Source organism: Lysinibacillus sp. NPDC097195 (assembly GCF_044762075.1).
Taxonomy (GTDB): Bacteria; Bacillota; Bacilli; order Bacillales_A; family Planococcaceae; genus Lysinibacillus.
This window is the reverse complement of record NZ_JBIWDP010000001.1, coordinates 121,310-145,511: the sequence shown is the minus strand read 5'-3', so window position 1 is coordinate 145,511 and position 24,202 is coordinate 121,310. Positions and strand designations below refer to the sequence as shown.

The window sequence follows — 24,202 nt, the reverse complement described above, 5'->3', positions numbered from 1 at the left end:
ATGCATCATCCTTTCATGTTAATTTTTTCTGCCCAAGCCTTCATATCAGCCTGCGCTTTCTTATAAAGTGTAGTGTCCATTTTCTTTGATTCCTTCCAGCCTTTATCACCTTCAAGGATTCGTTTTCTAGCTTTATCAGCATCGAGGAGATCCGTTAACTTCAATCGCTTCTCGTTATCTGCTTTTCGGATATACATTGCTTGAATCGCTAGATTTTCATAGTCACTCACCATTTTCATTTGAGCACCTTTTAAAAAGGCTTTGTATTCATTTGGTGTCCACGACATAATTAAATCCACATCATGAACACCTAAGTATTCAGCAGCGTTTGATAAGACATCGAGCCATTCTAGTCCGTCAACTCGGTTTCCTCGTCCAATAGCTCTGCTTTCGCATCCAGCATGATCTGCACGCCCTTCGCGTTCTCTACTTGCTCTGCCTCTGTTTTGCCCATCGTTTTGAATAACTCTAAGTTCTTCCAAAACGTCTTCGCATCTTTTTTGAAAAAACCCGATTCGTTAATCACACGAAACGCTTCTTTAAATAGCGGTATAGTGTCTCCATCCTCTTCAATTCGTGCCTCTAAAGCCGCCTCAATATCAGCGATAGCAGGACGTTTTTTGTTGTGTGCAAGTGCGCAATCCCAAAATGCTTTTAATGCATCTAAATCAAACTGCAACAATCCAGTATAGATAGCACTAAATCCACCTAATTCATTTCCTTCTGTATCCGTTTGATTGTAGTTTTTATCAGCTAAGTTTTTAAATGCGAAGCCAAATTTCGCTTCTTCCTGTTTGTTTTTAATTGTTAATGTAGCCATGTAAATAGCCCTCCCGTTAATTTAGTCAAAAAGAAAAGAGCGCATGTAGCGCCCTATTAATTAAGCTGTTACTGTTACCGCAACTGTTGCTGTTTTAGCTCCACTTACTGTGGTTACTGTTATTGTTGATGACCCTGCTACTAAACCAGTTACAAGTCCAGTAGGTGATACCTTAGCAACTGTAGTGTCACCAGATGTAAATGTTACGTTTTGGTTTGATGCATTTTCCGGAGCTACAACCACGCTTAATTGTTTGGTAGCATTAACAGCGATTGAAGTTGTAGCTGGTGTCACTGTCACACTTGCTACAGCAATAGAATCGTCTTGCCCTTTACCAAATTCACCTGTTTTTTCACCTGGTGTTTCAAATCCATATTTCGCAAACTCAATAACTGAATCAGGTAACTTTGGCAACTGTCCTTTTTTGGATTCACCTATTACCTGCAATGTGCCGGATATTTCTTGGAAGTTGTCTCCTGGATTCGATTTTTCAACAGATTCAACTAACGTGTAAGCGAAAATAGCATCATGAACATCTTCATTTGCTTCGTTTTTCACAGTATTTAAATCAACTTCCCATACTTTTAACTGCACTTTATTACGGATAGCATTTAAGAGCGCTTTTTGACCAGGATCTGTTTTGTCACCAAACATCGTCACTTCAAATGATTCACTTGATTGACCGTAAGCTAAAATACGTCCGAATTTCGTTTGTTCATCTACTAATTCATTTTCCATTGAGTGGCTATTTTCTGTTAGATTCCCAAGTAGGTAGCCATCTTCACCTAATGCATTTGTAGCAAGTTGTACAAGCAAAACTGTATCTTTACCGTTTTCCATGTGTGTGTTCCCTCCTAAATAAAAACAGCCCAATAAGGACTGTTAAATGTTTTGAACTTTATATTGAATTGTTAAAATGCCGTGCTTTACACCAGGGCTGTTGTCGTCAATAACACGAGATTCACGCCTTGTGATACTTAACACCTTTGCTCCTGGTATCATGTAGTTCCGCGCCATAAGCGCTTGCTGTGAAGCTGACAGCATTTCGTATACCTTGCGTTTACCACTATACTCATTGTTATCCTTCCACCAAGCATGAATTGTAAAAGTGATTGTTTCGATATTACTTGTCTTGGTATCAAACGGGCTTGTATAGGGTTCTGAAATAGTGACATAAGGATAAGGAGTGTTTTCATCTACTGCATCGTAAACACCTAAATCTTCATCACTTTTCTTTGTGATAGTTGTTAATGTTTCACAAGCAGTTAACTTCTGAAAAATGACTTTTTGCAAATCAAACAAAGGCAAGGCATAATAATTACTCATAAGCCCAATCGCCTCATTTCTGTTTTAAAATACTCTTGACCAGCATCAACAGCAGGCCCCCAGAATGGTTGAGCTCTCATACCATCAGTGGTTACATAACGCCCTAGCTTTGTACTGAAATACGTCCAAGGAGTTCTTCGACCATTTCCCTCAATACTATAGATACCTGTGCCGTGCTCCACATATACAGCATAATTGGCTCCCACCGTAACAACAGCATTATATTTTCCTAGCATCTTCATTTCGATTGAGTCACGTAAGCTACCGTCATCCACAGGCGCTAAAGCCTTAGCTTGCGTTTGTATAAGCCTTGCTGTTTCGTGAACAATGTCTGATACCTTATCTAGTATTCCTTCTTCATAGCGTTGTGCAGCTCTTAATAGTTGACGACCACTGAATGTAATTCTGGCCATTATGCAGTCACCAACTTTAAAGCCACACGCATAATTTCGTGTTGACCACCTTGATCTTCTGGACGACCAGCAAATTCATATATTTCACCCTCATACCGTAAACGCATACTAGAAGTTAAATCAGTTCTGTAAGGGTAGTACATGTAACGTTGTAATGGATTACCTAGCTGTTGAGCATAATACTGCTCTTTGCTTGTTGGTGTATCTACAAATGACTCTATGGTATCAATAGGATGCCAATCTGTTTTATGGCCGCCCGCACCATCAGGAATGCGTTTTTTCTCCACTACTTCGACTGTGTGAGGATATTCATCGTACGGGCTGAAACACATGGAATTTCGCCTTTCTACATGCATCATAAGGTTTTAACAAATCTGTTAAAGAGCTAGGTAAAGTTCCAAAGTCGAATGAGTACGAAACTGTACCCATTGACCTGCCTTTCAATGCTCCATTTCCTGAGTAAAAGTTTGTAGCTTTTGCTAGAAAAATCTTTAATGCACTTGGTAATGTGGACGGTGTGAACTTTTGGCACAACTGATTGTTAAGCATGTCAAACACTAGTGGCAGCATGACTTTATAAAATTCGTCGTTTGTAGATAATTTATCGCCACAAATAACTTTGTAATATTTTATTTCTTCATCTGTAGGTGTCCAATCCATTGTAATCACCTACTCTACATCTTCTGATTGTGCCGTTAGTTTTGTTTGGCGCTTTGGTTTAGCATCTTCTTTTACTTCCTCAAGTACCTCTTCGAAGCTTGCAATAAGTTCTTTTAATTGTAGTTCCTCAAATAGTTCCTCGGAAACATTTACTGCAATTTCTCCAGCTTTGAGATGCTCACCTTTTACCTTCGCGTTTTCAGCTAATGTCACGTTATAAAACATGAAATTTCCCCTCCTTAAAATAAAAAGAGATAGCTCTTTGCTATCCCTTAAATAGTTGCTACTTTTGCAATAAATACTTTATCAGCTTGCTCAAATGATGGTAAAGCGATTTGAGATACGATAGTTTGTACGTTTACTGGGTGCGCGATTTTGTTCGTTGTTACAGCAACGCCAGTGTTGACGATTGATACATCTGCATCTGTTACACCAGTCATTAGATCGCTTTCCTCCGGTGTTGTTCCGTACATTGTCTTACCAAGCGCACCAGGAGGCAGTAATGTTACAACACCATCTGGGAAGTAAGACTTTGTAATGCCATGCTCATCTACAAACATATCATCGTAAATAGCAAACTGCATATTTGTTTTACGAGATAAGTAATTTAATACATCATCATCAGTTAAGATAATGTTTTGCGCCCCTAACGGGTTCATATCCTTCTTAATAGATTCATGATTAGCAATTAATGCAAACGTTGCACTTGTTAGGATGGCACGTGTAGGTTCTGTACCTGTACGTTTTCGTATAGCTTTCTTCCAAGTTAAAATATCTTGGATTGGTGTAGACGTTGCTTGATCCCAACTATCTGTTCCTGTTAACGTCTCGAATTGATCTCCTACTAGTTTGTAATCGTAGGTATGATAAGCACCTTCCGCAGCAATTTGGATTTTACCTTCTGATAACAATTGCATACGCATACGTTCAATCGTTGCATCAGCACCATCAACAAGTGTTTTCATGTCATCAAATACGAATTTAATGACTGCATCAGCCATTTTTGTTTGCCCACCTTGTAATAGTGTGTTGATTTGCTGACGTTCTTTTTCCTTAACCACCATACGTTCACGGAAGAATGGCATTTCAGTTTGGATAGCTGAAACTCCAATTCGATCACGGACAGGTGCTTGTGCATCAAATGCAGACGCTTTTAATGCAACCGGTAATCCGCCACGACCTTTTAGGTATGATAAATCAAGTCCTAACTGTTTATCAGCGGGGAATAAAGCTGCACCTAACGCAGGCTTTTTGTTTAAATTCGTTGTTACGATAAAATCAGAAATGTTACCAGCTGTAACTAAGTCATAAATTGATGGCATCTTCTTTCACTCTCCTATTTTTATTTCATAAATGTAATTTGTTTTAATGCAGTCATTGCCTCTGGTGTTGGTTGTGCTGGAAGCTTTGTTAAATCAACAAAACCGTGGATTACTACAGCACCCACGGCTGAACCATAGGTAACATCTACATCATATCGACATACACCTTCTGCTGTAGCATCATTAGCAGCCTTCGCTTTCACTGAACGATCTGCTAACATTCCTCCGCCAACAATCGTTCCTGCTGGAACAATCTTTTTACCATCAGCATTCGCTAAAATACCTGTATCATCAAATGTAGCTGTCATCGAGACATGATGATCAGGGTATTTCAAAATCTCCTTACCACTTGCGTAATCTGTAACTACAAATTTCCCCATTATCACTCACTCCTTTTATTTGAAATAATGTCCTTGTGCTTCTTCTGCTTGCTGCGTTACCTCACTACCTTGAGCTAATTTTGAACCGTAAGAAGGTTCACTACCTCCCGTATGACTGCCTACATTAGGATTGCGAGCAGAACCTTTCATACGCTCTTCAACACTTGTTTGGACAAATGCATCGAAGTCTGTTTTAAACTCATCTAAAAACATATTAGTAGCTGTTTCATCGGTTGCTAAAAACTTGTCTGCGTACTTAGTAGCAAAATTTGCATCATAACCCTTTTCAGTCATGTACTTGATAGCACTTTCACGCAATGCAGATCGTTGTTCTTTCTGTTCGTTTTGCTGTAGCTTTTCTTCAAGTTCACGAATACGTTTTTGTTCAGGCGTTTCTTGTGGATTTCTCTTTGAAACTTCCTCATCAATCATTGCTTGTAGGTGGTTAGACTTCCATGTTTCTAAAGCTGTATTGTGGTGTTTATCCTTCTCAGAATCCAACTCACTTTTAACCGCTACGTTCGCTGTTGCTGCCGTTAATACGTCACCTTTCTCCAACGATTTTAAAATATGTTGAACGAAAGCCGACTTGTCACCAGCCTCAACGAGTGTTTTTAATTCATCAAAATTAACTTGCATGTTTTCCTCCTGTCCTTCGCACGCTCATGCCCACGAAACACTTAGTCATTTGTTCTTTATAGCGTCTGCAAATGCTAAAAAGACATAATAAAAAGCCGTATCTCTACGACTATCATTCGCCACTAAATTTATTCTTCCAATCTTCATAACTCATAAATGGAACTGTTACGCTTGGCGGCTTTACCTGTTTGTATGCTTTGTTGAATGCTTGCTTGTAAGTCAATCCTAAATCAGACATGTAAGCATCAATACGTGCTGCTAACTGCTTTTGATACGTATCATCCATATAATCTCTACCACGTCGATATTCTGGTAACTTGTCATTTACCATGTAAATCGTATGGCAACGGCACTGAATATCCATTGAAGCAATGCCCCATAACCTAGGAGCTTTTGATTTCCAGGCACCATAATGATAATAACCATCCTCATCGGCCTTCTGACCATCTAGCTTTCTATGAGACTTCCTAACCCTTGTATCAAGCGATGACATCCATACCTTAGTTAATCGTGCTGTTTTGCTAGCCTGTTCTTCAATAGCTAGATCAGCTTGAGAACGTACACGACCACCTTCAGTACGGGCAACTAGAATAGCTTTCTTTCTACTCCATCCCATAGCATTTTCAATCCTTATTGCCATGTCTGTGTAGCTTTCACCGATTTGCAGACTTTGAGCAAGCTCGATGTTCAAACGTCTGATAATATCATTTCTGTGCGCTTCGAATATCTTCGGTAATGTCAAAAATTCAACTGGATTAGCAAGTGCTGCTTGAATTATTTCAACAGATGGTATCGTAAAACCCATTTCCGTAGCCGTAGACTGCTCTAAGAGATATGCCATCATAAAGTATCTTTCGATGTATAATACTTCCTCTGATGCTCGTAGTAGCTCGATAATCTCTTTATAATCAGCATTAAGTTGTTGTGCTATAAACTTCATTTCCCGATTGAATCGATTGTATTTGTTAACATCAGTCCAGGTTGCTTGACCATTTCTACCAAACTTACGATTCATCTCTAACATTTGAGTAAGAATTGACTTTAAACGCTTGTTAAAGACTACCTCAATGTCCTTCTCAGCCATTAATTCCAAATCATCTAAGATACGATTGATCTCCTGTTGATTCATGTATCATCATCTTCTTTAGATTCATCTTCATTCAAGGTACCTAAATCACTACCGTAAATTTTAAGGTCTTCTTCCATCGCTATGCGTTCTGCTGCTACATCATCAACAAATGGTAATAGAGATAAACGCGTATCTTCACTTACAAAACCTTTTAAAGCTTGTGATGTTTGAGCTGCTTCAAGTAGGTTCTTCGGAAGGTTTCTCTTAAACTCAAACCATATTTTTAAATAATCCTCTGGCTGACAATAACCAAGCCTAGCCCATCCACTACACAACACTTTGAATTGATATTGTAGAGTTGAGCGATTCTTTTGTTCGGCTGTACCCGATTTATGTTCTAATGCCATAGTTTTCATCAAGATTGCAATACCTGAAAGGTTAGAAGCAAATTCTTCACTAGTGAAATCCACACTCTTACCAATACGCATGATATTCTTTTCAAGCCGTTCTAACAGATGTTCAATCATGTTGTCATTAACGTTTTTGGTTAAGAATGAAACCTTAGCATCAGGACCCCAAATTTCTAATGCTCCTGATTTCTGCATCTGCTGTATTTCCTCTGGTTGTAACCCGATGTTGTGAAGAATCAGTAATGCCAAACGCATCGATTCCACTTCACTACTAGCATCTGACAACGCACGGTCATACGCATCAATTAGGTTCATTATACGCATAGCAGCACCTTGCATTTCATCATTGTTCTCCATGCCAAACAAAGGATTATACATAAAGCCATGCTCCTGATAACCCGTTAACTCGAATGTGCCGTTAAGGTTATCGAAGTACCAGATAGTATTTGCATCATAAAATTCAACTTTAGTTACATTTTGCTTGTTAGCATGTTGGTCCAAGATGAATGTGTCAAAGTAACGGATGCTGTATTTTGGTTCAGAAATCGTTTCTTCAAATAAAAAAATAACCTCGTCTGTATTAACATTCATAATACGTAAGACGGGTTTATTGTTTTCTAAGGCCACATAAGCTAATCGAGCTCCATAGCCAGCTATATCAGTTTGTTTTCCTAATGATGCATCCTTATCAGCCACAGCATTTCTAACCCTAAAGTTGTCTATTTCTGTTGCTAAGGGCTGCAATCTCGGTTCATTACGCACACCTTCAACCGTGTAGTTAACAGGAATGCCATACATATATCCAATTTTGGTATCAACTATGTCTGCATCAAAGGCTGTGTTTACCTTGTTATTTACCAGTGCATCTAACCTACGCACCTTGTCATTCTCTAGCTCAAGAGGAACAGGACTTCTCGTTAATATTGGCACTCCATCAGTACTCACTTCATAACGTTTTTGAAGCAACTGCACATCCTGTTTAATCGACTTATGATCAGCAATCAATTTAGGAATTAGAGTCTCGTTAAAACCAAACTGATTAATGTATTCGATGTAAGGTTGGAAAACTCGCATACGTTCAGCTATGGTTTCTTTTCGATTAAGTTGATCTACATTCATATATTCTCACCTACCTTTATAACCTGCATTCATACCCTTAACGTTCGTTACTTCGTAATCGTCTAATCCATACCACATAGCGCTAAATGTATGTGGGTCAATATTAAACTCTCCAGGTATTGCTTTGCCATTTCTGTCCTTCTTCTGTGTTAGATTTTTCAACTCTCTAATTGTATTAGGGCAGTCCTTGGATACAATAATCTTTTTAAATCGTTTCATTTTCTTAGTGTTCTCAACCCTTGTTAACTTGTAACATGGTAAAATGCGAAAACCGCGTTGTTGTAAATAAACGATTGTTTTAGCTTCCGCGTTATCGCCTTTTATCAAAACTCTTTGCAATCCTGCAGTTATCATATCCTCTGCAATCTCCGGATCGGTTTTACCTTTCGTATAATACTCCCAGAAGATATATAGCCATTTCTCTTCAATATCCACGGCCATGCGCACGATAGCGTTATATGAATCAGAAAAACCGAAGTCCATGCCGTTTTTGTATACCTTGTCAGAAGTTAGTTGGGCTTGTACATCAGCACTGTCCCATACCTCCAACTGTGGTAAAATCTTTTCGCCATTAGCTCCAAACTTTCCCTCTCTGGCTACTCTGTGTAAATCAGGGTCATAGTTCTTCATGTCGTCCAACTCATCAATATATGACTGTGGAAGAAACATGTTATCGTCAGCTTTTGAATGATGGTAATACGTTGTATCTGTTTTTATTTCTCTCAACTTATACAGTTCTTCATCATTCAGCGTTACTTTTTCATTTTCTTCATCCACAAAGAAATGAGTGTATATCCAGTTTGTTTCATCAACAGGATTTGAAGAAAGAATCATGTGCAACGATAAATTACGATGACGTAAACGACCAACAAGCTCTTTAAACCCTTCATACTTAACTTCTGAGGCTTCTTCCACCCAAATGATACTAATATCATGAATAGACTTTAACTTCGCTGGCTTATCCATCCCTTTAAAAATGATTCTTGAACCATTACTGAAAACTATTTCGTACGGACTCTCTTTAGCTCTTGCTTTGCCCTTTGCAATACGTTTTCGACTTGTATCATCTAATCTATCCAACGACTCTAAAATATCCTTAAACAAAGCGAATGTACTATCTTTGTGAGTGTCGTATACTTCACGAATTACTAAGATTTTTCGCTTTTCTTGTAAACACTTCAAAACAAGCTTTAAGGCTACATGATAGGATTTCGATGAACCGTAGCCACCAATTAGGAATTGAAACTTTTTGTTCCAATCCATAATAAAGTTGCCGAAATGAGGGTTTATCTCCTTATTCACTTGCATTAGAATCCCTCTCAGTCTTATGTGTAATAACGATTTCTAAGGTATCATCATCACCCGTTGGCTCTGTTAGTTTCTCTACTTCAGCCTTTGTTTTATTAATGTTCAACTGCATCTGTTCAAGTTTAAGCCTACGTTCATCGTCCTGGTCTGCCATTTCAACAAACTGACGAATAGAAGAACGCAACTCCCCGATTGCTCTTGATTGAGCAGTGAGTAGTTGCGCTTGTCGTTCCCATGCAAATTGGAAATTGTATTCTTCTTCGGTTATAGATTTCTCTACCCCTCCGCCATCTTCTTTAGGGCGCGGGTAGTATTCATATTTTGCTTTCTTGAGCTCCTTTATCATTTCGTCTTTAGACTCAACATGCATGATGCGTTGAGCACGAATTATAGCTGCGTATTGAATCTGTATTTGATCCCAAATTAAATCGGCTGGAGAACGTTCATTCATTGCCTCCATGATTTCTAGAGTTTCTTCAGGTAGAAACTTAGCAAAGAAACCGTGAGTTGTTGCATTCTGATTTTGCTTTGGTGCACCATGGCCTTTTGCGTTACTGTTACCAGCAGGAGCCCCTCGACTTCGTTTAGTAACGTTACCATTGGATTTAGTAACGTTACCTTTCAAATGGTCATCCCATTTATCTAGGTTCTTCCATTTTCGGATTTGAGTATCGGATAATTCTAATTGCTCCGCAATATCCTTTAATAACATTTGCCCTTTGCTTTCAAGCCACATTTGAAACGCTTCATCACGTTTCGGATTTCTTGGTCTAGCCATATCTCATAACCACCACCTCCAATGTCATTTGTTTGTTTTGTAATCACCCCATTATGCTAGTTGCTTTGCAAAATAAAAAGCACCCCATAAGGATGCCTAATAATAATGGTCAATCGAAGCTATCTTGTATTTATATTTCATAGCTAAAGTACTCACTCTTTTTTTATCTAATGGTGCAGTTGTACTAAACTCTACTTTAAGTCTTTTATTACCAATCAAATCTACTTTCATAAGCCCTGTATCAACTAAATCTAGTAGTTCATCTGTAAATGTATTTTTGTCTGCATTTTCACTTAAAGTTTCAAAAGTTAGTATATATTTATGAGTGTCGTCGTTTATAGAATTTTCTTTTGTTTTCTGGTCATAATAGTTCTTTAACTTTAAATCCATTTCATAAAATTTTTCATTAATTTTTCTAGTTACATCATCAATTAACTGCTCATCTGCTATGTTTTCTTCTACATCTTTACTTTGCAATATTTCTACAACATCTTTAATCAATTGATCTTTTTCAGGTCTAGTAACTTTATGTGGATCCAACTTATCAATTTTAGTATCCATTCCATCAACTTTCGCTCTTATAGAAGATAATAAATTCGTAGTGTGTCTAGTTACTGCTTGATTATCACTATCTTGTTTCCATGCGAAAAATATCGCAACCAATGCTAGTGCTATTGATACTGCACTTGAAATAATACCAAAATTCACTTCTATGTTTTCGTTTTTAGCAAATATTGTTGCTATTAAAAGCACTATTATACCAATCAATACTCCTAATAACCAAAACCAATCTCGATTTGTCCAATTTTTAAACATATAAAAAACCTCCAAAATCAATCATACTTTGAAAGGCATTAAATTGGAACAATTTTCTACAAATTCCACTTTCAAAACCACACCAAACTCTACCCTCTCGACACAAAGCGTTTTGGCTGTTTGATGCAGTTTTCAAAGCATAATAAAAACCCCTCGAATCCGCTCAAGGGGTCTTGCATTCGTCTATTATTCTATTGTGGTAAAACTGTCGATTTAGCTCACTTGTAGCAACCGTGGCAGAGCTTCTTCTCCACGTTAATTATTGTATCGAATTGTTTTAGTGCATTTCCGTGCACTTTTAGTAAGTTTGACTGAGTAAAATGGAAAGTGGACGAAGTTCACATGATAACCACTCCTTATTCCGTTTTTAGCCCTTTATATTAATTAAGATACCTAATCTCTTAAAAAATATGGGCCGGCCATGTATGTCGCGCTCCGAACTAGTCTGACAAGCGCAGGTCGGTCGTCGGTCTGTCTTTCCCTAATAATTAGTATTTTATAAATACCAAGGGAAGAAACATTTACCTGTCCGACCTCCCCTTTAGTTTACCAAGATGTCTTTTTAATTACCTAATGTTTAACGAATGTAACGTTTGTAACATCTATCACATATATAACATGTAAAATCCTCATATTGTTCAGCATTTTTATATGTTATTCTCTTTTAAAGTTTTGATATTTCAGAATTAAACAAACAACTTAATACCTATTGAATTTCCCTTTTACTAAAATTACCATTTGGTAAACCCTTTACTATTTTACCGTTTTTTAATTATTTTATTGATAAATTAACTGCTTAGTGTATATAATTCATTTGTAACATTATCCCAATATAGAGAGAAGAGGTATTTTTTATGTACAAAAAAACACTTAGCATTGCAATGTCTACAGCTTTACTTTCAACTAGTTTTTTAGCTTTCTCAACACAACAAGCAAGCGCAGCAGAAATTGACTCAAACTCGTTAGAAAATGTTCAAACAAATGAAATCGTGGATTTTACAACAATTAATGACTTTAACTATACAATTGATCCATTAACAGTTGACCAGGGAGCAGGTGGAGGTGTCGGGACTCCTGATAATGGGAAATACACAGGTTTTTATGCTACGCCTGCACAAGCTGAGAAAAATGGAAAAACGTTTCACATCACAAAATCCATTCCTCGTTCTGAAGTAGTAAAAGTCAAAGATTTCGCAACAGGGAAAGAAACTAATGCATCTGTTGTACTTTCAGGAACAGCAGGCTTAATGGCTAGTGCAATCCCAATTCCGGTTGTAGGTATGGTAACTGGAGCAGCAATTACAGCTATAACTTATGGTTTAACAACTCTCCTTCCAACACAAGGAAAAGCGATTGATAAACTTCTTGACAACAGTACAGCTAAATATTTCACTATAGATGCAACTTATGAATATAAAAGACATGGAAGCAATGACGGAATGTATGTAATGACTGTTGTAACTGTGAAATAATAAATAAAAAAGGACGACACAATGTTCAAAAGACTATTGTGTCGTCATTTTATCTTATAAGATTATATATATTACTCAACTGACTTTTCATATTTAAGTTTAATTCTAATTAGATGAATAATAGTATGAGATACAACAACAAAAATAAATAAATATTTCAACGTTCTATCAAAATCAAATATTATATTTAATATAATTAAAATAAGAACTGCGCAAAATACTTGAATCCAAAGTTTTTTTTGTTCTGCCTTCATGAAATCCCCATCTCTCTCTCTTAATATAATAATCTCCTATGTATAAAGCCTTTTAACAAGAAAACTACAAAATCACGAATATTCCCTTATTAAACGAGTTATACCTTAACCTTACAACTTAGGAAAAAAAGAGGCAAGCTTTTTTTATATAATATTTAATACTGCTTGTATTTTCACATTTATGTTGTTTGCTAGTCAATAATGAAAAAATATCTACTGCTTATATACCAGGTAATAATTAAAATAATCCAATACACGACCAATATCACTAATACTAAAACAATTCTTTTTAAAATAACCCTAATAACCATAACAAAAATAAAGTAAGTAACGTTAATGGAAAATCAATATTTTAAAAAACTTTTTGGCACCACAATGTTGAAATATATTAGTAATTCCCTCAACTTCTCTACCGAACAATTTCTTTAGAAAGGGGCGCAAGGCCCCTACATCAAGCAATCATCTGTTTAACAATGTTATCTTTAATACGTTTAATACTAGTTGCTGATAATGCCATGTGTTGACCTATCCAACGTTGTGATTTGCCGTCTAACATCCAATTAAGAACTTGCATTTCCCTGTCACCAGCAACTCTTTCAATTAACTTTTGAACCTCTAATAATTTCTTCTCGTAATCTGCAACACGTTTAATATTTTTTGACCGTCTAATTGCTTCTTGCATAATTGGATCACCTACACCGCCTGCTGCCTTTGGTAGTGTAGCCTCGATTCCATACTGTGCCGTTTTTGCCCCTATAACCATTTCTGCACGCATTTCTTTGATGGCGTTAACCATCCAGTGGTAGTCTGTAATCATTGAATCTAAAGCGTCTGGTGTAATAATTAATGTTCTCTCTTTTAACATAGTTTTGCCCCCTATGATATAATGCTTATATGACTAGCCATTAAAGGGCATAAACCAATTCGAGCTGTAGCGTGTGCAAACGCTGCGGCTTTTTCTTTTTATGAATAATTTTTAAATTTACGCAAATGCTATCCTTAATTTATTTAAGGAGATACATTTTCAATATGTCTATTGTTGGTTGGTGCAGACTTCTAAATACCATTAAATTATTAAAAAATACGAAGAATTAAATTACCTCGAAGGTTTTTGTAATCCACACGGATTAGATTATCGCTTTTATAAACGATTCTTGGAAACTAATTTAGCAATTATTTCAGACCAGTCAGATTTACTCAAAGCAATATAAGATGATAAAAAACCTTGCCAAACGGTTGAATGATATTTTCGGCTTTATAGAACCTACATGATCTTGGTTGACATCTGCAAAATTAATAACTTGCAGATGTCATTTTTTTTAATTCCCTCAAAATGTTCAGTTAATCTTTATACAGCCTTTTTTATTATCTTTAGTATACAAATGATTTATATCATGAAAAAAAATATCCATTAAAAATCATATTTTCTTCTATTAAATTCATAAACTGAAACTAATTAATTAAATTTTTCACTTTACATTGTAGGGAGGATTTAATAATGACTGATAATAAAATAAAAATAAATTCTGATTCACAAGATCTTCAAATTGCTAAACTTGCATATATTGGGTCCGCCATCTCTGCACTAGGAGGAGGCATACAATTGATTGCTGCTGGACTTGCCATAGATGTACTAGAGAACTCAAATAAGCAAAGTTCTCAAAGTTCTCAAAAACAAAATGAGCAATCCAAACAAGCAGAAAACATGCAAAAGCAGATCGATAGTATAATTAAAGAGTTAAAACAAATCAAAAGGATGATGAAATAAAAATGTTCCCCCTAAGCCTCAATCCAATAGCAACATTTCGTGTTCTGGTTGTGAGAATAAAATGTATCTTCCCTTTACTTTTCGCCCCATTCAATCGTCACCTCTGCCCTTGAGTTATTCGAATACCGTACAATCACACCTTTTTATAACGTCTCATCCAACTTTCAACAAATTACCAATTGTTGTATAATTCAAGTGAGGTGAAATTATGAAAACATATGACGATAAAAACTGCATTTCTTGCAATGTTTTATTCTTACCTACTTCAGCTGTACAAAAATATTGTGTTAATTGTTCTAAAAAACGTGACATAGCTCGCAAAAGAGAATGGTATATAAAAAAACAATCCTAATGCATATAAAGTTAAAACAACTCCAGAAAAATGTTCTGTTTGTGATAGTCCGTTTTCAGCAACTTTCGAATCTATTCCTTACTGCAACAAACATTACTTGAGAATGTATGCCAACGGCTCTTTGGAGCTGAAAGGCAAAAAGAAAAATCCTTACTTAATTGATGGGGATGTCGTCAGGATGACAACCCATAAAGGTGAAGATTTTATATTTGACTTAGAAGATCTAGAAAGAGTATCTAAATCTTCATGGTGTATCAGTAAAACTGGTTACTTGGTAGCACGTATCAATAAAAAGAATACTAAGCTACATCGTTACATTCTAGATTTGGATAACCCTAAAGAAGTTGTTGATCATATCAATGGGAACCCTATGGATAACCGGAAAGAAAATTTACGAATATGCAGCAATGTCCAAAATACCCGAAATAACAAAATTTCTAAAAACAACTCAACTGGTTATCCAGGTATTAGAGTTATGCCTAGTGGTCGGTTTCGTGCGAGAATAATGGTAGATAGAAAAGAAATTAGTCTCGGAACTTACGACACTTTCGAAGAAGCTAAACAAGCTCGAATAAAAGGTGAATTAAAATATTTTGGTGAATTCGCACCTTCGTTGAACGTCATTGAATAGTGACGTTCTTTTTCATATCATTACGTGATTTTCTAGCCTTTTTTAAATCATCATGAGTTATCCAACCACCATCAATTTTTGAATACGTTAGAAGCTTTAATTCATGCGGATAACGATATTCAAATAACTTCTTCCTCAATTCAAATTGCTGTGTAACCATCCCCTTGATGTCAATTACTTCTGTATGACCATCTGCATAATGAACAGTAAAATCCGCATTATAACCTATCTCACGATACTTCTTTCCGTTCTTTTCGAACTTTGGCAATAACACAAACCTTGGCTGTAATTCAAAAGCTTTCACAATGCCTTGTGCTTGTAGGTGTTTCAAGTGATCGTAATACCTTGCTTCTATCGCTGAATCGAATGTAATTCCGTCATGTACGACTTTTTTGTTTCCGTATTTTGCTTTGCCCATACTTTCCTCCTACACAATTCCAAAAAGTGTTTCTTGTATATATCCACGCTCAATTATTTGAGGATTGAGCCACAGACTTTCGCATTTTTCTTTCGCAGCTTCGGTTGTGGCCATCTTTGAAATTCTTTTCCAACCTCGTAAGATGTCATTGTACATATCGCTGTCGTATCCACTTATCATGGCAAATCCTCGATGTTGATTTAGAGCCAGTAATAATGTTTCGTGTTGTTCGTTTGTCATTTCATGAGCATAGTGTCGTTTTGTACGTGTGCTCAATAAATACGGTGGATCACTGTATATCAAACAATCCTCTTTGTTGTAACGGCCTATCAATGTTGCAGCATCTAAATTTTCAATTTGTACATTTTGTAATCGTTCCGTTGCTTCTAAAACGACAGCTGGTAGCTTGCGCCAATCAGGTAATGCACTAAATGTTGTTGAGTCTACATTGTGACGCCACCCTGTACGGTCACTTGTTTTACCTCCTCGGGCCATCCAACAACGAACAAGGAACACTCTAGCTCTCTCTAAGTCACTTAATTGACCTTGTAAAGCCTCAAAAGATAAAATGTATTCTTGTCTTGAATATGGAGTGAGTTGAATATGTTTAGCCAGCTGTTCCGGTTGTTCTCGAATGACTTTGAATAGATTCACGATATTGCCGTCAATGTCGTTCACTGTCTCGATTTTTGAGGGTTGCTTGTTGAATAACACGGCACCACTACCAAAATGAGTTTCGAGATAAATGTTGTGCTCTGGCATCTGGCTTACTATCCATTCTGCTAAGTTCCACTTGCTACCCACGTAATTTAGAATTCTTTTCATGCTCATTCACCTTCCTCGTAATCAAACTCTCTGCATACTTCCTACAAGCTTTATATTTCAGTCTTATATCAGGTCCGCATCCGGTACCAGTCCTTTGCAGCGAACATTTATACCAATGTGTTTTAAGGTCACGTTCATGTTGTTTTTTCAGCAAGTAATAACATGTTTTGCATGTAGCATCCTCTGGTCCATAACCATATTTACGACACATACCATTGGGTTCAATTTGTTTATTCTGTGGTGGTTCCTCCGGTAATCCTAGGTCAAATTCGATTTGCTCCATTAGCTCACCTCATTTTCGATATTCCTCAAAATGGTAAATCGTCCTCACTAACCTCAATCGGCCCCTTACTATTAGCAAATGGATCTTCATCGACTCTCGTATAACTTGGCTGGTTATTATTACCGCTATAATTGCCCTGTGGTGGGTTTAGATTCGTTCCACCTGTATTTGTACTAGATTCGTAGTTCGACGTACTCTTTGAGCTTCCTGCGCTGTTTCTTGGCTCTAAGAACTGAATGCTGTCTGTAACAACGTCAGTCGTATATACACGCTTGCCATCCTGCCCCTCATAGCTGCCTGTTTGGATACGTCCTTCAACTCCAATTAAATTACCTTTCTTCATGAAGTTTGCTAGATTCTCGGCTTGTTTACGCCAAGCTACACAACTAATGAAGTCAGCTTCCGGTTCACCATTCTGCCCTTTGAATGTACGGTTAACTGCCACTGTAAAGCGACATGATGCTATGCCTGACTGAGTGTACGAAAGTTGTGGATCTTTAGTTAATCTTCCGACTAACACTGTACGATTTATCATTAAGCTAATTTTCCTTTCTTCTTCAAATGCGTATAATGTCCAACACATTTCAAACTACAACATTTAGCTTTACTAACATGTGAAGGTTTCCTGTAAAATTCTTTTGAACAAACAATACATTTTAGATATTCACCTTTCCTGCGTTCTTTAGCATGGAGTCTAGAATGCTCTGCAATATCAACAACTTGTAAATTTTCTATCCTGTTATCAGTTTTAATTTTGTTTACATGGTGAACTTGTTCATTAGGTTTGAGATGTCTTTTAAGCCATAATTCAACAACTAAAATGTGTTCAAATACATAACCGTTCTTTCTGGATCTATGATGCTCCGGTAGAAAAATTTCAACATAACCGTTGCTAGAAATTCGTTTTCCACCTTTCCAAGATGAGCTTTTTTCTCTTTTGTATTTTTTTCGAGACTCAGCTATTTTCCTTTTGGTTTCTTCGCTGTGTTTCTTACCAAACATCGGATTATTTTCACCCTTGTTGTTTACTGGCATTATTGTCACCTCCAACTAATACGACTCTGTTTATCATGCTGTTTCCTCCTGAATAAATTTCAATAAATCTTGTTTCATCACTTCAAAAGCATTTGTATATCCAACAACTTGAAAGGCTGGTTCACCATCTAACATGTTGTTCATGTCACTTTTGTAATACTGACACTTTTTAATGCCTTTACCTTCTCGTAGTTCAAGGCCGTTTACGTATTTACCAGAAACACCTGAGTAGATAAAATATTTGATTGATGGATGGCCTGCATATCGATTGTGTATGATGTCGCCTTTACGAAACTTAGTCTCACTCATGCAATCATTTCCTTTCTCTGTTCTGGATAGTAAACCTTCGGCTCGAATTTGTGATAAAAGCCATTAGGATTATCATGCATTGCCAGCCCTTCTTGTAATTCGATTTCATCAAAGCAAATTGTTTTCGACTTAGCCTCATCCCCATCACGCCATATGATTACTGCGTAAGGTGTTGCTCCAAAGCCTAAAAATACTGGATTCATTTCGTTACACTCTCCTTCACCTGAACTGATTCCCAATCAAACGACATTAGAATATTGAGTAATCTCTCTACCTTTGGTGCTCGCCAAGCTGTCATTGCGTAGGTGTGAGCTTCATCTGTATAAATCGCTACATCTTTTGTGTAATGATAATGATTCATTTTGATATGTTGCTGAGCCTCAGCCTTTGTGATGAACATTCTATCTGGCACTATAAAGCTTTCTTTCTTCTCATAGACAATGTAGGCTTCATCATCATAAAAGCATTTTATCCATGCTAAGAAATCCTCATCATTAGATGCATCTGTAGAATGTAAGTCCTCTAATGCCTCGTCAGAAACTTCAATTTCACCATCGATGAAATCGTCATACAGCGCTGTTGGCTCCCACGCTTCACCGCATCTTGGTAGATAAATTGACGTTCTGTCCTCAAACCCCTCTGCTGTAGGAGTCCACTTGTAATCCATCAAGCCCCAAAAATTAGGTGCTGCATTTCCATCGTTTGGTTGTGTATTTAACTCTTCTTGCAATTCCTTCAAAAATTGAATATCTACGTTCATTTATAATCCCCCTTTTCAAAATCAACTTGGCTCCAATCAAAAGGTGAAGAACTTCCTAAAAGTAAATTGTTGCAACAATCCTCACATACATCATCGCCTAGTGGGAATGACTCTTTTTCTTGATCGCAACGTTCACACTTCTTCATACCTTCCCCCTCCAATCAAGGGGCTGTGCGCCCCTCGTTATAATCCCATCACCTTACGTAAGCGGTAGTTATTACTCATATCCTTATCAACGGTTACTGTGTAATCCGCAGCCATTTCAAACACACGGCTCATAGTTGCCTCATCAATCAGCAATAATTCTTCTAAGGTTAATTCTGTTGAAACAAGCATCGGTAACTTATTTAAATATCGATAATTGAACACTTCATAAATCACTTCAGCTTGGAATTTTATTATTTTGGGCTTACCTTCCTTGTCAAATTCAAGTCGTCCGCCAATAGGTTTAAACAAATCATCGATAAATAACACGTCCACATCTTTCATTCGTTGAATAATCTTGTGTTTATTTTCGAAGTCATTTTCTGAAATAGAATTCATCCCATCTTTGAACGGAAAATATAAGACCGGTATCTGGTGCTCATACATTAAGCAATTAGCTATTGCTGTTAAAAGATGCGTTTTACCACAGCCTGGTTGACCAATAAAAACAACGCTGTTTACTCTTTCATTCCGTACAGTGTGAAAATTTCTGTAATAGAGTTTAGCTAGTTCTTTCATTCGCTTGATTGCTTCTGGCCGATCTTCTACGTGAAAATTCTTAAAGCCCATCTTCTGAAACTCTTCTGTGATAGTGCTAGATTTAATTAAATTGTTAACACGACGGATTTTTATACACTCGCAATCTTGCCAATCATCCATATCGTAGGCTAAAGTTTTTTCTATTTGTTGTCCTTGAAACATGGAAACTGTTGTTTCTCCAGCCTTTCTCCGAACTATAAAGCCGCCTTGATCTTTGCATTTCGAACAAAGATAATCCTTATCCTCAACTGCTGTAGGTTCTGAGTTTTGCGAGAATGTCTGCATCTTTGCCTGTAGCTTGTCCATGAACTCCTGTAGGTCGTTGCTTATCGCTTGCAAGTTGCTGTGCCTCCTTTTTAGCTAATAGCTCGATAGTTGTCGTACCTTCGTGTTTCCAGTTACGTAATGTGCCATTAGCGTATTTTTCTTTGTTTGTAACTCGGCCATTTATAAGCGCTCGTTCAAATGCTTCGATAATTAGATCAACATCATGGTAAGTTGCTAGATAGTAGTCAATGTCATCTCGTAACTTATCACTAGGGAACTTTTGCAGACGACTGACAAAAAACTCATATAGCCTTTGAGCTTGCTGCATGTCTGTAGTCAGTACTTGGTTATTATCAGTATTTGGTTTATTCAATACTTGGTTATTATCAATACTTAGTAGTGTTCGATTTTCTACTTCTTGAAAACCTACTTCTTGGTTTTCTATTTCTTGCTTTTCTACTTCTTGAAAATCGGTAAGTAGAGAATGAATAGGTACTTCATGAACGATTGTTTCCCATTCTTTAATTCTTTGCCCTTCGCGAATAGGTTTTCGTTCAATGTAACCACACGTCTTTAACTCATTGAACCCGGCTCTAAATGACGCTTTGCCATCTGTTGAATGTGTCATTAATTCGTCCATGTAAAACACCCAATCATCTGGCATTGAAAGCATATATGCCATTATGCCTTTAGCTTTCCAAGATAGCCGGTTGTCGTTTAATGCTGTTCGATTCATCACTACATAGTTGCTGTTCTTAGCCACTCGGATGATGCCCATTTGCCCTCACCTCTCCTAAAAAACTCTGCGCGGTAAAACCCCTATAGTCATTTCTTCATTTTCTAAAATAAAAATTCTTAATGCCCCTTGGTTATAAACAGTGATATTTTCATCTGAAGAAAATTTTATAAATGCTTCAAAAGCATCTAATAAGTACGATGGTGTGAAAGAGAGTGTATTATCAGTATCTTTGTGCTGATTAATATCAAATTCAAAACCATCTAATTTTAAGTGAATGCCAGGTACTGAAAGTTCAATCGATTCGTTTGTAAACGTAAATTTCATAGTTGAAAACTTGTTTGCCTTTATAAATTTAATTGCAGGTAAAAGTTGCATTGCATTTTCTTTAGATAACTGGAACGAAGATTGAGGAGGCTCTCCAACTTTTAATAACCCACCCAGTTCTGGATAGTTGTAACCTTTCATCAAATCCAATGTTTTATGATTCAACAATAATTCTTCTTTGTAAGAATGAATGTTTTTCAAGATAATTGCTCGATGACTATCCGTTGCATGGATCTCACCGTTTTTTCGTATAGCTACATAAGTTAATGCCGGTCTTGCTTGTGATGTAGATACAAACTTTTTTGCTACATCTATTGCTGGCGTCAATCTTTCACGCCCCACTAATTCCAGTTCATTATTTTTTAATGCTATTGCCATGTTTTTCGCCCTCCATATTTTCAATATTCTAAAATTAAGGAATAAAAATCATCTTGCCTGTTGTCCTATAAAAGCCCTTGCTCCCTCTCACAAACTGCGAAACTACCACTAACCTTCATCACCCTGTAATTTGGGTATCTACGCATGTAATCGAGCACAAGGTGCTTTATTTCATCGTTATCCTTCGCCTGTTGGAATATCTAAGCAGGCAATAACACTTTTGACGGTACGTTATTCATTAACTACTTCTACTTCAATTTCAGGTGCATCAACAAAAAACTCTGTATCTGGAGTGATGTCCTTAATTTCACGCTTTGGTGCTGTGCCCTCGTCATAAGCTACTTGTTGTTGCATTTCCACACTAATAGGTAGGTACTTCCACATGTGTCGTACAACGGTCTTTTTCGCCATTTCTTCGTAGTCTGTAGCCCAAGGTGAATAGTTTGAGTTGGCAGCCTTTGAACGACCTTTACGCTTCTCGATTTCGGCTTTTGACATGAACTCAAATTGATATCCCTTATCCTTAAAGTGAGCTACAGCATAGGCACCTACAAAATTCCCTTTCTCTTCATCCATACAAGGTTTATGCTTTAACTTTGGATCAAGGCCTAGCTCATACTCGAACTCGTCTTTTTCGTATACAGCATGGGCATAAATTGATTGAATATGACCACTTCGTCTTGCAAGATCGATCATCCCTTTATAGCCGATAATAAATTGAACCTCTGTGATGCCCTTTTTGTTATTTTTGAAAGGTAGTAAATAGCAGTGACCCATTAAACCAGGTTCCAAACCTAGTTGTGCAGCTTGCATTACCGCACCTAGTAAACTAGAAACATCTGCATCTTTAAGCGCTGGCGTTGTTCGAATCGTAGTCATTGCCAAGCGCATCAAACGGTCAACATCCATGTGTTTTGGTAACGCTTGTGCCATTGCTGGTGCCATTTGTTTTAGGTAATCATCAATTGTTTTTGGTTTTTGTTGTGTAGCTGGTGCTTGTTGCATTTGAGCTTTTAAATCTGTTGTAGTTGCCATCTTAAATACCTCCTGTAGGTTGAATTACTGTTGTTTTGTTTTCTGTAATTACCGCTGGGCAATCGTTAATACCTCGACTATAGAAATGCAAGGCTTCTTTTTCGTTTTTGCCATATACAACCGTTGTTGTCTCCGTAGTTATTATTTCTCTAACGACGAATTTTTTTAAATTAGACATGTTAATTAGCCTCCTTAATTGATAAGCGTCTTGATTGAGATTCTTTAACGTACTTGTCATAAATAGCTGGCTGTTCTTCTTTTAAACGCTTGCTATCTAATCGATTAGTGACAACTGTTTTGTGTGTCACCTTAAAGCAATTAGAGTGACCTTCTGCAGCCTCACCTAGCGTCATTTTGAGTTGATTTTCATACTCTTTACGTTGCTTTTCGAGTTGCTTTTCCTCGGCCTTTAATGATTCAATCGCTTCAATTAATGTGTTTGATTGCTCGTCCAACATAATTGCAGAGCCATCATCCTGTGGGTACATCTTGGCTAACAATTCAGAAGCTGATTCACTACCATCAATCGCGGGCGGTACGTTTGCAAGCACATTGTTTTGCCAGAAGTTTTTTTCTCGTTCAATCATCAGCTCAATAAATTCATCATCACGAGCAACTTCTTTCCAAACGAACGTATTACCACCTATCAAAACAGCGATATACGCCTTTTCAAATCCTGTGACAGCTAGATAATGTTGCAACTGACAAATGTACGCTGCTGGCACTTCGTCACCTTCCCACGCATCCTTGTTGTAGGTTGATGTTGTTTTACATTCGAGAATTGCTTTCTCGCCAACGATTCGACGATCTAAGTTAGCGGTCATGAATGGGTAATCAGGATGTCGTAACATTCGATTCACACGTTGTACTTTTTTACCTGTGCGCCTTGCAAACTCTTGCGCAACGATGTCCTCTAGCACATTGCCCCAATACACAAATTCATTATCGATTTCTTCAACCATTTCAGATGTTTTTTCAATGTATAACTGAAACGCTGACTTCCAGCGATTAAAACCAAGAATTGCTGACGCATCAGAACCACCGATACCACTTTTTCGTAGTTGGAGCCATTCAATGCGATTCATTTCTAAAGTAGATACTGCTTCCATTCTCTTAACCTCCTGTGTTAAAATACCGTTAATTAATGTTTTCTTAAGCCACTATTACGAGTAGTGGTTTATTTTTTTGTGCAAAATGACGCTTTGAAGTGATCTTCTAAGTACGTGTGAATGTTATCCATGTGGACGATATCACCGTTCCGAAACTCCATGTAATCGTCATTACTTACAATTAAACTGCCGTAAAAATCACGAAATTCTTTTTCTACAAACCGAAATGTCGGTACTCTATCAACTCTTTGAATCGTTCCTAACACCATAGGATTTTCAATCAGAAGATTCATGTTCTCACCTTCTTTCTGATGGCATTTCCCATCAAGCAGCTTGTAAATTCCAAAGAGGAAACGGCTAACCAACCATTTACAAGCTGCTTGACGAGAGCGAGTTTCGACTCGCAAACGTCTGATTTTGTGTTATAATGTGGGTAGAC

The 24,202-nt window shown here is 37.1% G+C and carries 36 protein-coding genes; 3 read left to right on the top strand and 33 right to left on the bottom strand.

The features are described 5' to 3' along the window. Nucleotides 1-5 precede the first annotated feature (5 nt). The 16 genes from ACIQXI_RS00755 to ACIQXI_RS00680 all read right to left on the bottom strand — a co-directional run bounded on the left by ACIQXI_RS00755 (nucleotide 6) and on the right by ACIQXI_RS00680 (nucleotide 11,060). Entirely contained in the window at nucleotides 6-299 is a 294-nt protein-coding gene (locus tag ACIQXI_RS00755) for a hypothetical protein (RefSeq protein WP_402920436.1), read from the bottom strand. Between the two features lie 50 nt (nucleotides 300-349). Further along, nucleotides 350-820 (bottom strand): tail assembly chaperone, encoded by a 471-nt coding sequence (locus ACIQXI_RS00750; RefSeq protein ID WP_402920433.1) that lies wholly within the window; start codon nucleotides 818-820, stop codon nucleotides 350-352. 60 nt (nucleotides 821-880) lie between these two features. Next, nucleotides 881-1,660, bottom strand: coding sequence for a phage major tail protein, TP901-1 family (locus tag ACIQXI_RS00745; RefSeq protein WP_402920430.1), 780 nt, complete (start codon nucleotides 1,658-1,660; stop codon nucleotides 881-883). Between the two features lie 42 nt (nucleotides 1,661-1,702). After that, nucleotides 1,703-2,146, bottom strand: coding sequence for a DUF3168 domain-containing protein (locus tag ACIQXI_RS00740; RefSeq protein ID WP_402920427.1), 444 nt, complete (start codon nucleotides 2,144-2,146; stop codon nucleotides 1,703-1,705). Further along, a complete protein-coding gene (locus tag ACIQXI_RS00735) occupies nucleotides 2,143-2,559 on the bottom strand; it encodes an HK97-gp10 family putative phage morphogenesis protein (protein ID WP_402920424.1) in 417 nt (138 codons plus the stop codon). The genes ACIQXI_RS00740 and ACIQXI_RS00735 overlap by 4 nt, the downstream gene beginning before the upstream one ends. After that, on the bottom strand, nucleotides 2,559-2,891 hold the full coding sequence (locus ACIQXI_RS00730) for a phage head closure protein (RefSeq protein ID WP_402920421.1): 333 nt from the start codon (nucleotides 2,889-2,891) through the stop codon (nucleotides 2,559-2,561). The genes ACIQXI_RS00735 and ACIQXI_RS00730 overlap by 1 nt, the downstream gene beginning before the upstream one ends. Next, nucleotides 2,869-3,219 (bottom strand): head-tail connector protein, encoded by a 351-nt coding sequence (locus ACIQXI_RS00725; RefSeq protein ID WP_402920418.1) that lies wholly within the window; start codon nucleotides 3,217-3,219, stop codon nucleotides 2,869-2,871. Before ACIQXI_RS00725 ends, ACIQXI_RS00730 begins: the two co-directional genes overlap by 23 nt. A gap of 9 nt (nucleotides 3,220-3,228) precedes the next feature. Then, the gene (locus tag ACIQXI_RS00720) at nucleotides 3,229-3,444 is read right to left on the bottom strand and encodes a hypothetical protein (RefSeq protein WP_402920415.1); all 216 of its coding nucleotides are present in this window, start codon (nucleotides 3,442-3,444) and stop codon (nucleotides 3,229-3,231) included. 47 nt (nucleotides 3,445-3,491) lie between these two features. Beyond that, the gene (locus ACIQXI_RS00715; protein WP_402920412.1) at nucleotides 3,492-4,541 is read right to left on the bottom strand and encodes a major capsid protein; all 1,050 of its coding nucleotides are present in this window, start codon (nucleotides 4,539-4,541) and stop codon (nucleotides 3,492-3,494) included. 20 nt (nucleotides 4,542-4,561) lie between these two features. Further along, complete coding sequence (locus ACIQXI_RS00710; RefSeq protein WP_402920409.1) at nucleotides 4,562-4,921, bottom strand: hypothetical protein; 360 nt, start codon at nucleotides 4,919-4,921, stop codon at nucleotides 4,562-4,564. A 15-nt stretch (nucleotides 4,922-4,936) separates the two neighbouring features. Continuing rightward, nucleotides 4,937-5,560 (bottom strand): DUF4355 domain-containing protein, encoded by a 624-nt coding sequence (locus ACIQXI_RS00705; protein ID WP_402920406.1) that lies wholly within the window; start codon nucleotides 5,558-5,560, stop codon nucleotides 4,937-4,939. A gap of 112 nt (nucleotides 5,561-5,672) precedes the next feature. Then, nucleotides 5,673-6,689, bottom strand: a complete 1,017-nt coding sequence (locus tag ACIQXI_RS00700) for a phage head morphogenesis protein (RefSeq protein ID WP_402920403.1) — start codon at nucleotides 6,687-6,689, stop codon at nucleotides 5,673-5,675. Then, on the bottom strand, nucleotides 6,686-8,158 hold the full coding sequence (locus ACIQXI_RS00695) for a phage portal protein (RefSeq protein ID WP_402920400.1): 1,473 nt from the start codon (nucleotides 8,156-8,158) through the stop codon (nucleotides 6,686-6,688). Before ACIQXI_RS00695 ends, ACIQXI_RS00700 begins: the two co-directional genes overlap by 4 nt. 6 nt (nucleotides 8,159-8,164) lie before the next feature. After that, nucleotides 8,165-9,466 (bottom strand): PBSX family phage terminase large subunit, encoded by a 1,302-nt coding sequence (locus ACIQXI_RS00690; protein WP_402920397.1) that lies wholly within the window; start codon nucleotides 9,464-9,466, stop codon nucleotides 8,165-8,167. Next, nucleotides 9,453-10,244, bottom strand: coding sequence for a phage terminase small subunit (gene terS / locus ACIQXI_RS00685; protein ID WP_402920395.1), 792 nt, complete (start codon nucleotides 10,242-10,244; stop codon nucleotides 9,453-9,455). Before terS ends, ACIQXI_RS00690 begins: the two co-directional genes overlap by 14 nt. Before the next feature lie 96 nt (nucleotides 10,245-10,340). Further along, nucleotides 10,341-11,060, bottom strand: a complete 720-nt coding sequence (locus ACIQXI_RS00680; protein WP_402920393.1) for a membrane-associated sensor domain-containing protein — start codon at nucleotides 11,058-11,060, stop codon at nucleotides 10,341-10,343. An 854-nt stretch (nucleotides 11,061-11,914) separates the two neighbouring features. On the opposite strand from ACIQXI_RS00680, the gene ACIQXI_RS00675 reads away from it, so the two are divergent. Beyond that, nucleotides 11,915-12,532, top strand: coding sequence for a hypothetical protein (locus ACIQXI_RS00675; RefSeq protein ID WP_402920390.1), 618 nt, complete (start codon nucleotides 11,915-11,917; stop codon nucleotides 12,530-12,532). 705 nt (nucleotides 12,533-13,237) lie between these two features. Here the strand turns inward: ACIQXI_RS00675 and ACIQXI_RS00670 are convergent. Beyond that, the gene (locus tag ACIQXI_RS00670) at nucleotides 13,238-13,651 is read right to left on the bottom strand and encodes a LuxR C-terminal-related transcriptional regulator (protein ID WP_402920387.1); all 414 of its coding nucleotides are present in this window, start codon (nucleotides 13,649-13,651) and stop codon (nucleotides 13,238-13,240) included. A gap of 633 nt (nucleotides 13,652-14,284) precedes the next feature. Between ACIQXI_RS00670 and ACIQXI_RS00665 the strand changes: the two genes are divergently transcribed. After that, nucleotides 14,285-14,554 (top strand): translation initiation factor 2, encoded by a 270-nt coding sequence (locus tag ACIQXI_RS00665; protein ID WP_402920384.1) that lies wholly within the window; start codon nucleotides 14,285-14,287, stop codon nucleotides 14,552-14,554. 530 nt (nucleotides 14,555-15,084) lie between these two features. After that, on the top strand, nucleotides 15,085-15,537 hold the full coding sequence (locus ACIQXI_RS00660) for an HNH endonuclease (protein ID WP_402920381.1): 453 nt from the start codon (nucleotides 15,085-15,087) through the stop codon (nucleotides 15,535-15,537). On the opposite strand, the gene ACIQXI_RS00655 is transcribed toward ACIQXI_RS00660, so the two are convergent. The 16 genes from ACIQXI_RS00655 to ACIQXI_RS00580 all read right to left on the bottom strand — a co-directional run bounded on the left by ACIQXI_RS00655 (nucleotide 15,527) and on the right by ACIQXI_RS00580 (nucleotide 24,056). Further along, the gene (locus ACIQXI_RS00655) at nucleotides 15,527-15,955 is read right to left on the bottom strand and encodes a DUF1064 domain-containing protein (protein ID WP_402920378.1); all 429 of its coding nucleotides are present in this window, start codon (nucleotides 15,953-15,955) and stop codon (nucleotides 15,527-15,529) included. The two genes, ACIQXI_RS00660 and ACIQXI_RS00655, sit on opposite strands and share 11 nt — an antisense overlap. Nucleotides 15,956-15,964: 9 nt before the next feature. Further along, a complete protein-coding gene (locus tag ACIQXI_RS00650; protein WP_402920375.1) occupies nucleotides 15,965-16,717 on the bottom strand; it encodes a DNA adenine methylase in 753 nt (250 codons plus the stop codon). Between the two features lie 34 nt (nucleotides 16,718-16,751). Beyond that, nucleotides 16,752-17,063, bottom strand: coding sequence for a hypothetical protein (locus ACIQXI_RS00645; protein ID WP_402920372.1), 312 nt, complete (start codon nucleotides 17,061-17,063; stop codon nucleotides 16,752-16,754). Nucleotides 17,064-17,088: 25 nt separating this feature from the next. Beyond that, nucleotides 17,089-17,598, bottom strand: coding sequence for a single-stranded DNA-binding protein (gene ssb, locus ACIQXI_RS00640; RefSeq protein WP_402920369.1), 510 nt, complete (start codon nucleotides 17,596-17,598; stop codon nucleotides 17,089-17,091). Next, entirely contained in the window at nucleotides 17,598-18,098 is a 501-nt protein-coding gene (locus ACIQXI_RS00635; protein ID WP_402920366.1) for an NUMOD3 domain-containing DNA-binding protein, read from the bottom strand. Before ACIQXI_RS00635 ends, ssb begins: the two co-directional genes overlap by 1 nt. A 33-nt stretch (nucleotides 18,099-18,131) precedes the next feature. Then, nucleotides 18,132-18,407, bottom strand: a complete 276-nt coding sequence (locus tag ACIQXI_RS00630; RefSeq protein ID WP_402920363.1) for a hypothetical protein — start codon at nucleotides 18,405-18,407, stop codon at nucleotides 18,132-18,134. Beyond that, the gene (locus tag ACIQXI_RS00625; protein WP_402920360.1) at nucleotides 18,404-18,610 is read right to left on the bottom strand and encodes a hypothetical protein; all 207 of its coding nucleotides are present in this window, start codon (nucleotides 18,608-18,610) and stop codon (nucleotides 18,404-18,406) included. Before ACIQXI_RS00625 ends, ACIQXI_RS00630 begins: the two co-directional genes overlap by 4 nt. Further along, nucleotides 18,607-19,167, bottom strand: a complete 561-nt coding sequence (locus ACIQXI_RS00620) for a hypothetical protein (protein WP_402920357.1) — start codon at nucleotides 19,165-19,167, stop codon at nucleotides 18,607-18,609. The genes ACIQXI_RS00625 and ACIQXI_RS00620 overlap by 4 nt, the downstream gene beginning before the upstream one ends. Beyond that, nucleotides 19,164-19,313: a hypothetical protein gene (locus ACIQXI_RS00615; RefSeq protein WP_402920354.1), complete on the bottom strand. Its 150-nt coding sequence runs from the start codon at nucleotides 19,311-19,313 to the stop codon at nucleotides 19,164-19,166. The genes ACIQXI_RS00620 and ACIQXI_RS00615 overlap by 4 nt, the downstream gene beginning before the upstream one ends. Before the next feature lie 37 nt (nucleotides 19,314-19,350). Beyond that, entirely contained in the window at nucleotides 19,351-20,250 is a 900-nt protein-coding gene (locus ACIQXI_RS00610; RefSeq protein ID WP_402920351.1) for a DnaA ATPase domain-containing protein, read from the bottom strand. After that, entirely contained in the window at nucleotides 20,156-20,956 is an 801-nt protein-coding gene (locus ACIQXI_RS00605; RefSeq protein WP_402920348.1) for a DnaD domain-containing protein, read from the bottom strand. Before ACIQXI_RS00605 ends, ACIQXI_RS00610 begins: the two co-directional genes overlap by 95 nt. A 15-nt stretch (nucleotides 20,957-20,971) precedes the next feature. Then, nucleotides 20,972-21,619 (bottom strand): hypothetical protein, encoded by a 648-nt coding sequence (locus ACIQXI_RS00600; RefSeq protein ID WP_402920345.1) that lies wholly within the window; start codon nucleotides 21,617-21,619, stop codon nucleotides 20,972-20,974. A gap of 231 nt (nucleotides 21,620-21,850) precedes the next feature. Beyond that, the gene (gene recT, locus ACIQXI_RS00595; RefSeq protein ID WP_402920342.1) at nucleotides 21,851-22,654 is read right to left on the bottom strand and encodes a recombination protein RecT; all 804 of its coding nucleotides are present in this window, start codon (nucleotides 22,652-22,654) and stop codon (nucleotides 21,851-21,853) included. Nucleotide 22,655: 1 nt separating this feature from the next. Beyond that, on the bottom strand, nucleotides 22,656-22,832 hold the full coding sequence (locus ACIQXI_RS00590) for a hypothetical protein (RefSeq protein WP_402920339.1): 177 nt from the start codon (nucleotides 22,830-22,832) through the stop codon (nucleotides 22,656-22,658). Nucleotide 22,833: 1 nt separating this feature from the next. Further along, entirely contained in the window at nucleotides 22,834-23,763 is a 930-nt protein-coding gene (locus tag ACIQXI_RS00585) for a YqaJ viral recombinase family nuclease (protein ID WP_402920336.1), read from the bottom strand. A 68-nt stretch (nucleotides 23,764-23,831) separates the two neighbouring features. Further along, the gene (locus tag ACIQXI_RS00580; protein ID WP_402920333.1) at nucleotides 23,832-24,056 is read right to left on the bottom strand and encodes a YqaI family protein; all 225 of its coding nucleotides are present in this window, start codon (nucleotides 24,054-24,056) and stop codon (nucleotides 23,832-23,834) included. Nucleotides 24,057-24,202: the final 146 nt, after the last annotated feature.

Excerpts from the sequence above, each read along its gene's own strand:
- ACIQXI_RS00750 (WP_402920433.1), bottom strand. The coding sequence starts at position 820 with ATGGCTACATTAACAATTAAAAACAAACAGGAAGAAGCGAAATTTGGC.
- ACIQXI_RS00745 (WP_402920430.1), bottom strand. The coding sequence starts at position 1,660 with ATGGAAAACGGTAAAGATACAGTTTTGCTTGTACAACTTGCTACAAAT.
- ACIQXI_RS00740 (WP_402920427.1), bottom strand. The coding sequence starts at position 2,146 with ATGAGTAATTATTATGCCTTGCCTTTGTTTGATTTGCAAAAAGTCATT.
- ACIQXI_RS00735 (WP_402920424.1), bottom strand. The coding sequence starts at position 2,559 with ATGGCCAGAATTACATTCAGTGGTCGTCAACTATTAAGAGCTGCACAA.
- ACIQXI_RS00730 (WP_402920421.1), bottom strand. The coding sequence starts at position 2,891 with ATGTGTTTCAGCCCGTACGATGAATATCCTCACACAGTCGAAGTAGTG.
- ACIQXI_RS00725 (WP_402920418.1), bottom strand. The coding sequence starts at position 3,219 with ATGGATTGGACACCTACAGATGAAGAAATAAAATATTACAAAGTTATT.
- ACIQXI_RS00720 (WP_402920415.1), bottom strand. The coding sequence starts at position 3,444 with ATGTTTTATAACGTGACATTAGCTGAAAACGCGAAGGTAAAAGGTGAG.
- ACIQXI_RS00715 (WP_402920412.1), bottom strand. The coding sequence starts at position 4,541 with ATGCCATCAATTTATGACTTAGTTACAGCTGGTAACATTTCTGATTTT.
- ACIQXI_RS00710 (WP_402920409.1), bottom strand. The coding sequence starts at position 4,921 with ATGGGGAAATTTGTAGTTACAGATTACGCAAGTGGTAAGGAGATTTTG.
- ACIQXI_RS00705 (WP_402920406.1), bottom strand. The coding sequence starts at position 5,560 with ATGCAAGTTAATTTTGATGAATTAAAAACACTCGTTGAGGCTGGTGAC.
- ACIQXI_RS00700 (WP_402920403.1), bottom strand. The coding sequence starts at position 6,689 with ATGAATCAACAGGAGATCAATCGTATCTTAGATGATTTGGAATTAATG.
- ACIQXI_RS00695 (WP_402920400.1), bottom strand. The coding sequence starts at position 8,158 with ATGAATGTAGATCAACTTAATCGAAAAGAAACCATAGCTGAACGTATG.
- ACIQXI_RS00690 (WP_402920397.1), bottom strand. The coding sequence starts at position 9,466 with ATGCAAGTGAATAAGGAGATAAACCCTCATTTCGGCAACTTTATTATG.
- terS (WP_402920395.1), bottom strand. The coding sequence starts at position 10,244 with ATGGCTAGACCAAGAAATCCGAAACGTGATGAAGCGTTTCAAATGTGG.
- ACIQXI_RS00680 (WP_402920393.1), bottom strand. The coding sequence starts at position 11,060 with ATGTTTAAAAATTGGACAAATCGAGATTGGTTTTGGTTATTAGGAGTA.
- ACIQXI_RS00675 (WP_402920390.1), top strand. The coding sequence starts at position 11,915 with ATGTACAAAAAAACACTTAGCATTGCAATGTCTACAGCTTTACTTTCA.
- ACIQXI_RS00670 (WP_402920387.1), bottom strand. The coding sequence starts at position 13,651 with ATGTTAAAAGAGAGAACATTAATTATTACACCAGACGCTTTAGATTCA.
- ACIQXI_RS00665 (WP_402920384.1), top strand. The coding sequence starts at position 14,285 with ATGACTGATAATAAAATAAAAATAAATTCTGATTCACAAGATCTTCAA.
- ACIQXI_RS00660 (WP_402920381.1), top strand. The coding sequence starts at position 15,085 with ATGACAACCCATAAAGGTGAAGATTTTATATTTGACTTAGAAGATCTA.
- ACIQXI_RS00655 (WP_402920378.1), bottom strand. The coding sequence starts at position 15,955 with ATGGGCAAAGCAAAATACGGAAACAAAAAAGTCGTACATGACGGAATT.
- ACIQXI_RS00650 (WP_402920375.1), bottom strand. The coding sequence starts at position 16,717 with ATGCCAGAGCACAACATTTATCTCGAAACTCATTTTGGTAGTGGTGCC.
- ACIQXI_RS00645 (WP_402920372.1), bottom strand. The coding sequence starts at position 17,063 with ATGGAGCAAATCGAATTTGACCTAGGATTACCGGAGGAACCACCACAG.
- ssb (WP_402920369.1), bottom strand. The coding sequence starts at position 17,598 with ATGATAAATCGTACAGTGTTAGTCGGAAGATTAACTAAAGATCCACAA.
- ACIQXI_RS00635 (WP_402920366.1), bottom strand. The coding sequence starts at position 18,098 with ATGCCAGTAAACAACAAGGGTGAAAATAATCCGATGTTTGGTAAGAAA.
- ACIQXI_RS00630 (WP_402920363.1), bottom strand. The coding sequence starts at position 18,407 with ATGAGTGAGACTAAGTTTCGTAAAGGCGACATCATACACAATCGATAT.
- ACIQXI_RS00625 (WP_402920360.1), bottom strand. The coding sequence starts at position 18,610 with ATGAATCCAGTATTTTTAGGCTTTGGAGCAACACCTTACGCAGTAATC.
- ACIQXI_RS00620 (WP_402920357.1), bottom strand. The coding sequence starts at position 19,167 with ATGAACGTAGATATTCAATTTTTGAAGGAATTGCAAGAAGAGTTAAAT.
- ACIQXI_RS00615 (WP_402920354.1), bottom strand. The coding sequence starts at position 19,313 with ATGAAGAAGTGTGAACGTTGCGATCAAGAAAAAGAGTCATTCCCACTA.
- ACIQXI_RS00605 (WP_402920348.1), bottom strand. The coding sequence starts at position 20,956 with ATGGGCATCATCCGAGTGGCTAAGAACAGCAACTATGTAGTGATGAAT.
- ACIQXI_RS00600 (WP_402920345.1), bottom strand. The coding sequence starts at position 21,619 with ATGGCAATAGCATTAAAAAATAATGAACTGGAATTAGTGGGGCGTGAA.
- recT (WP_402920342.1), bottom strand. The coding sequence starts at position 22,654 with ATGGCAACTACAACAGATTTAAAAGCTCAAATGCAACAAGCACCAGCT.
- ACIQXI_RS00590 (WP_402920339.1), bottom strand. The coding sequence starts at position 22,832 with ATGTCTAATTTAAAAAAATTCGTCGTTAGAGAAATAATAACTACGGAG.
- ACIQXI_RS00585 (WP_402920336.1), bottom strand. The coding sequence starts at position 23,763 with ATGGAAGCAGTATCTACTTTAGAAATGAATCGCATTGAATGGCTCCAA.
- ACIQXI_RS00580 (WP_402920333.1), bottom strand. The coding sequence starts at position 24,056 with ATGAATCTTCTGATTGAAAATCCTATGGTGTTAGGAACGATTCAAAGA.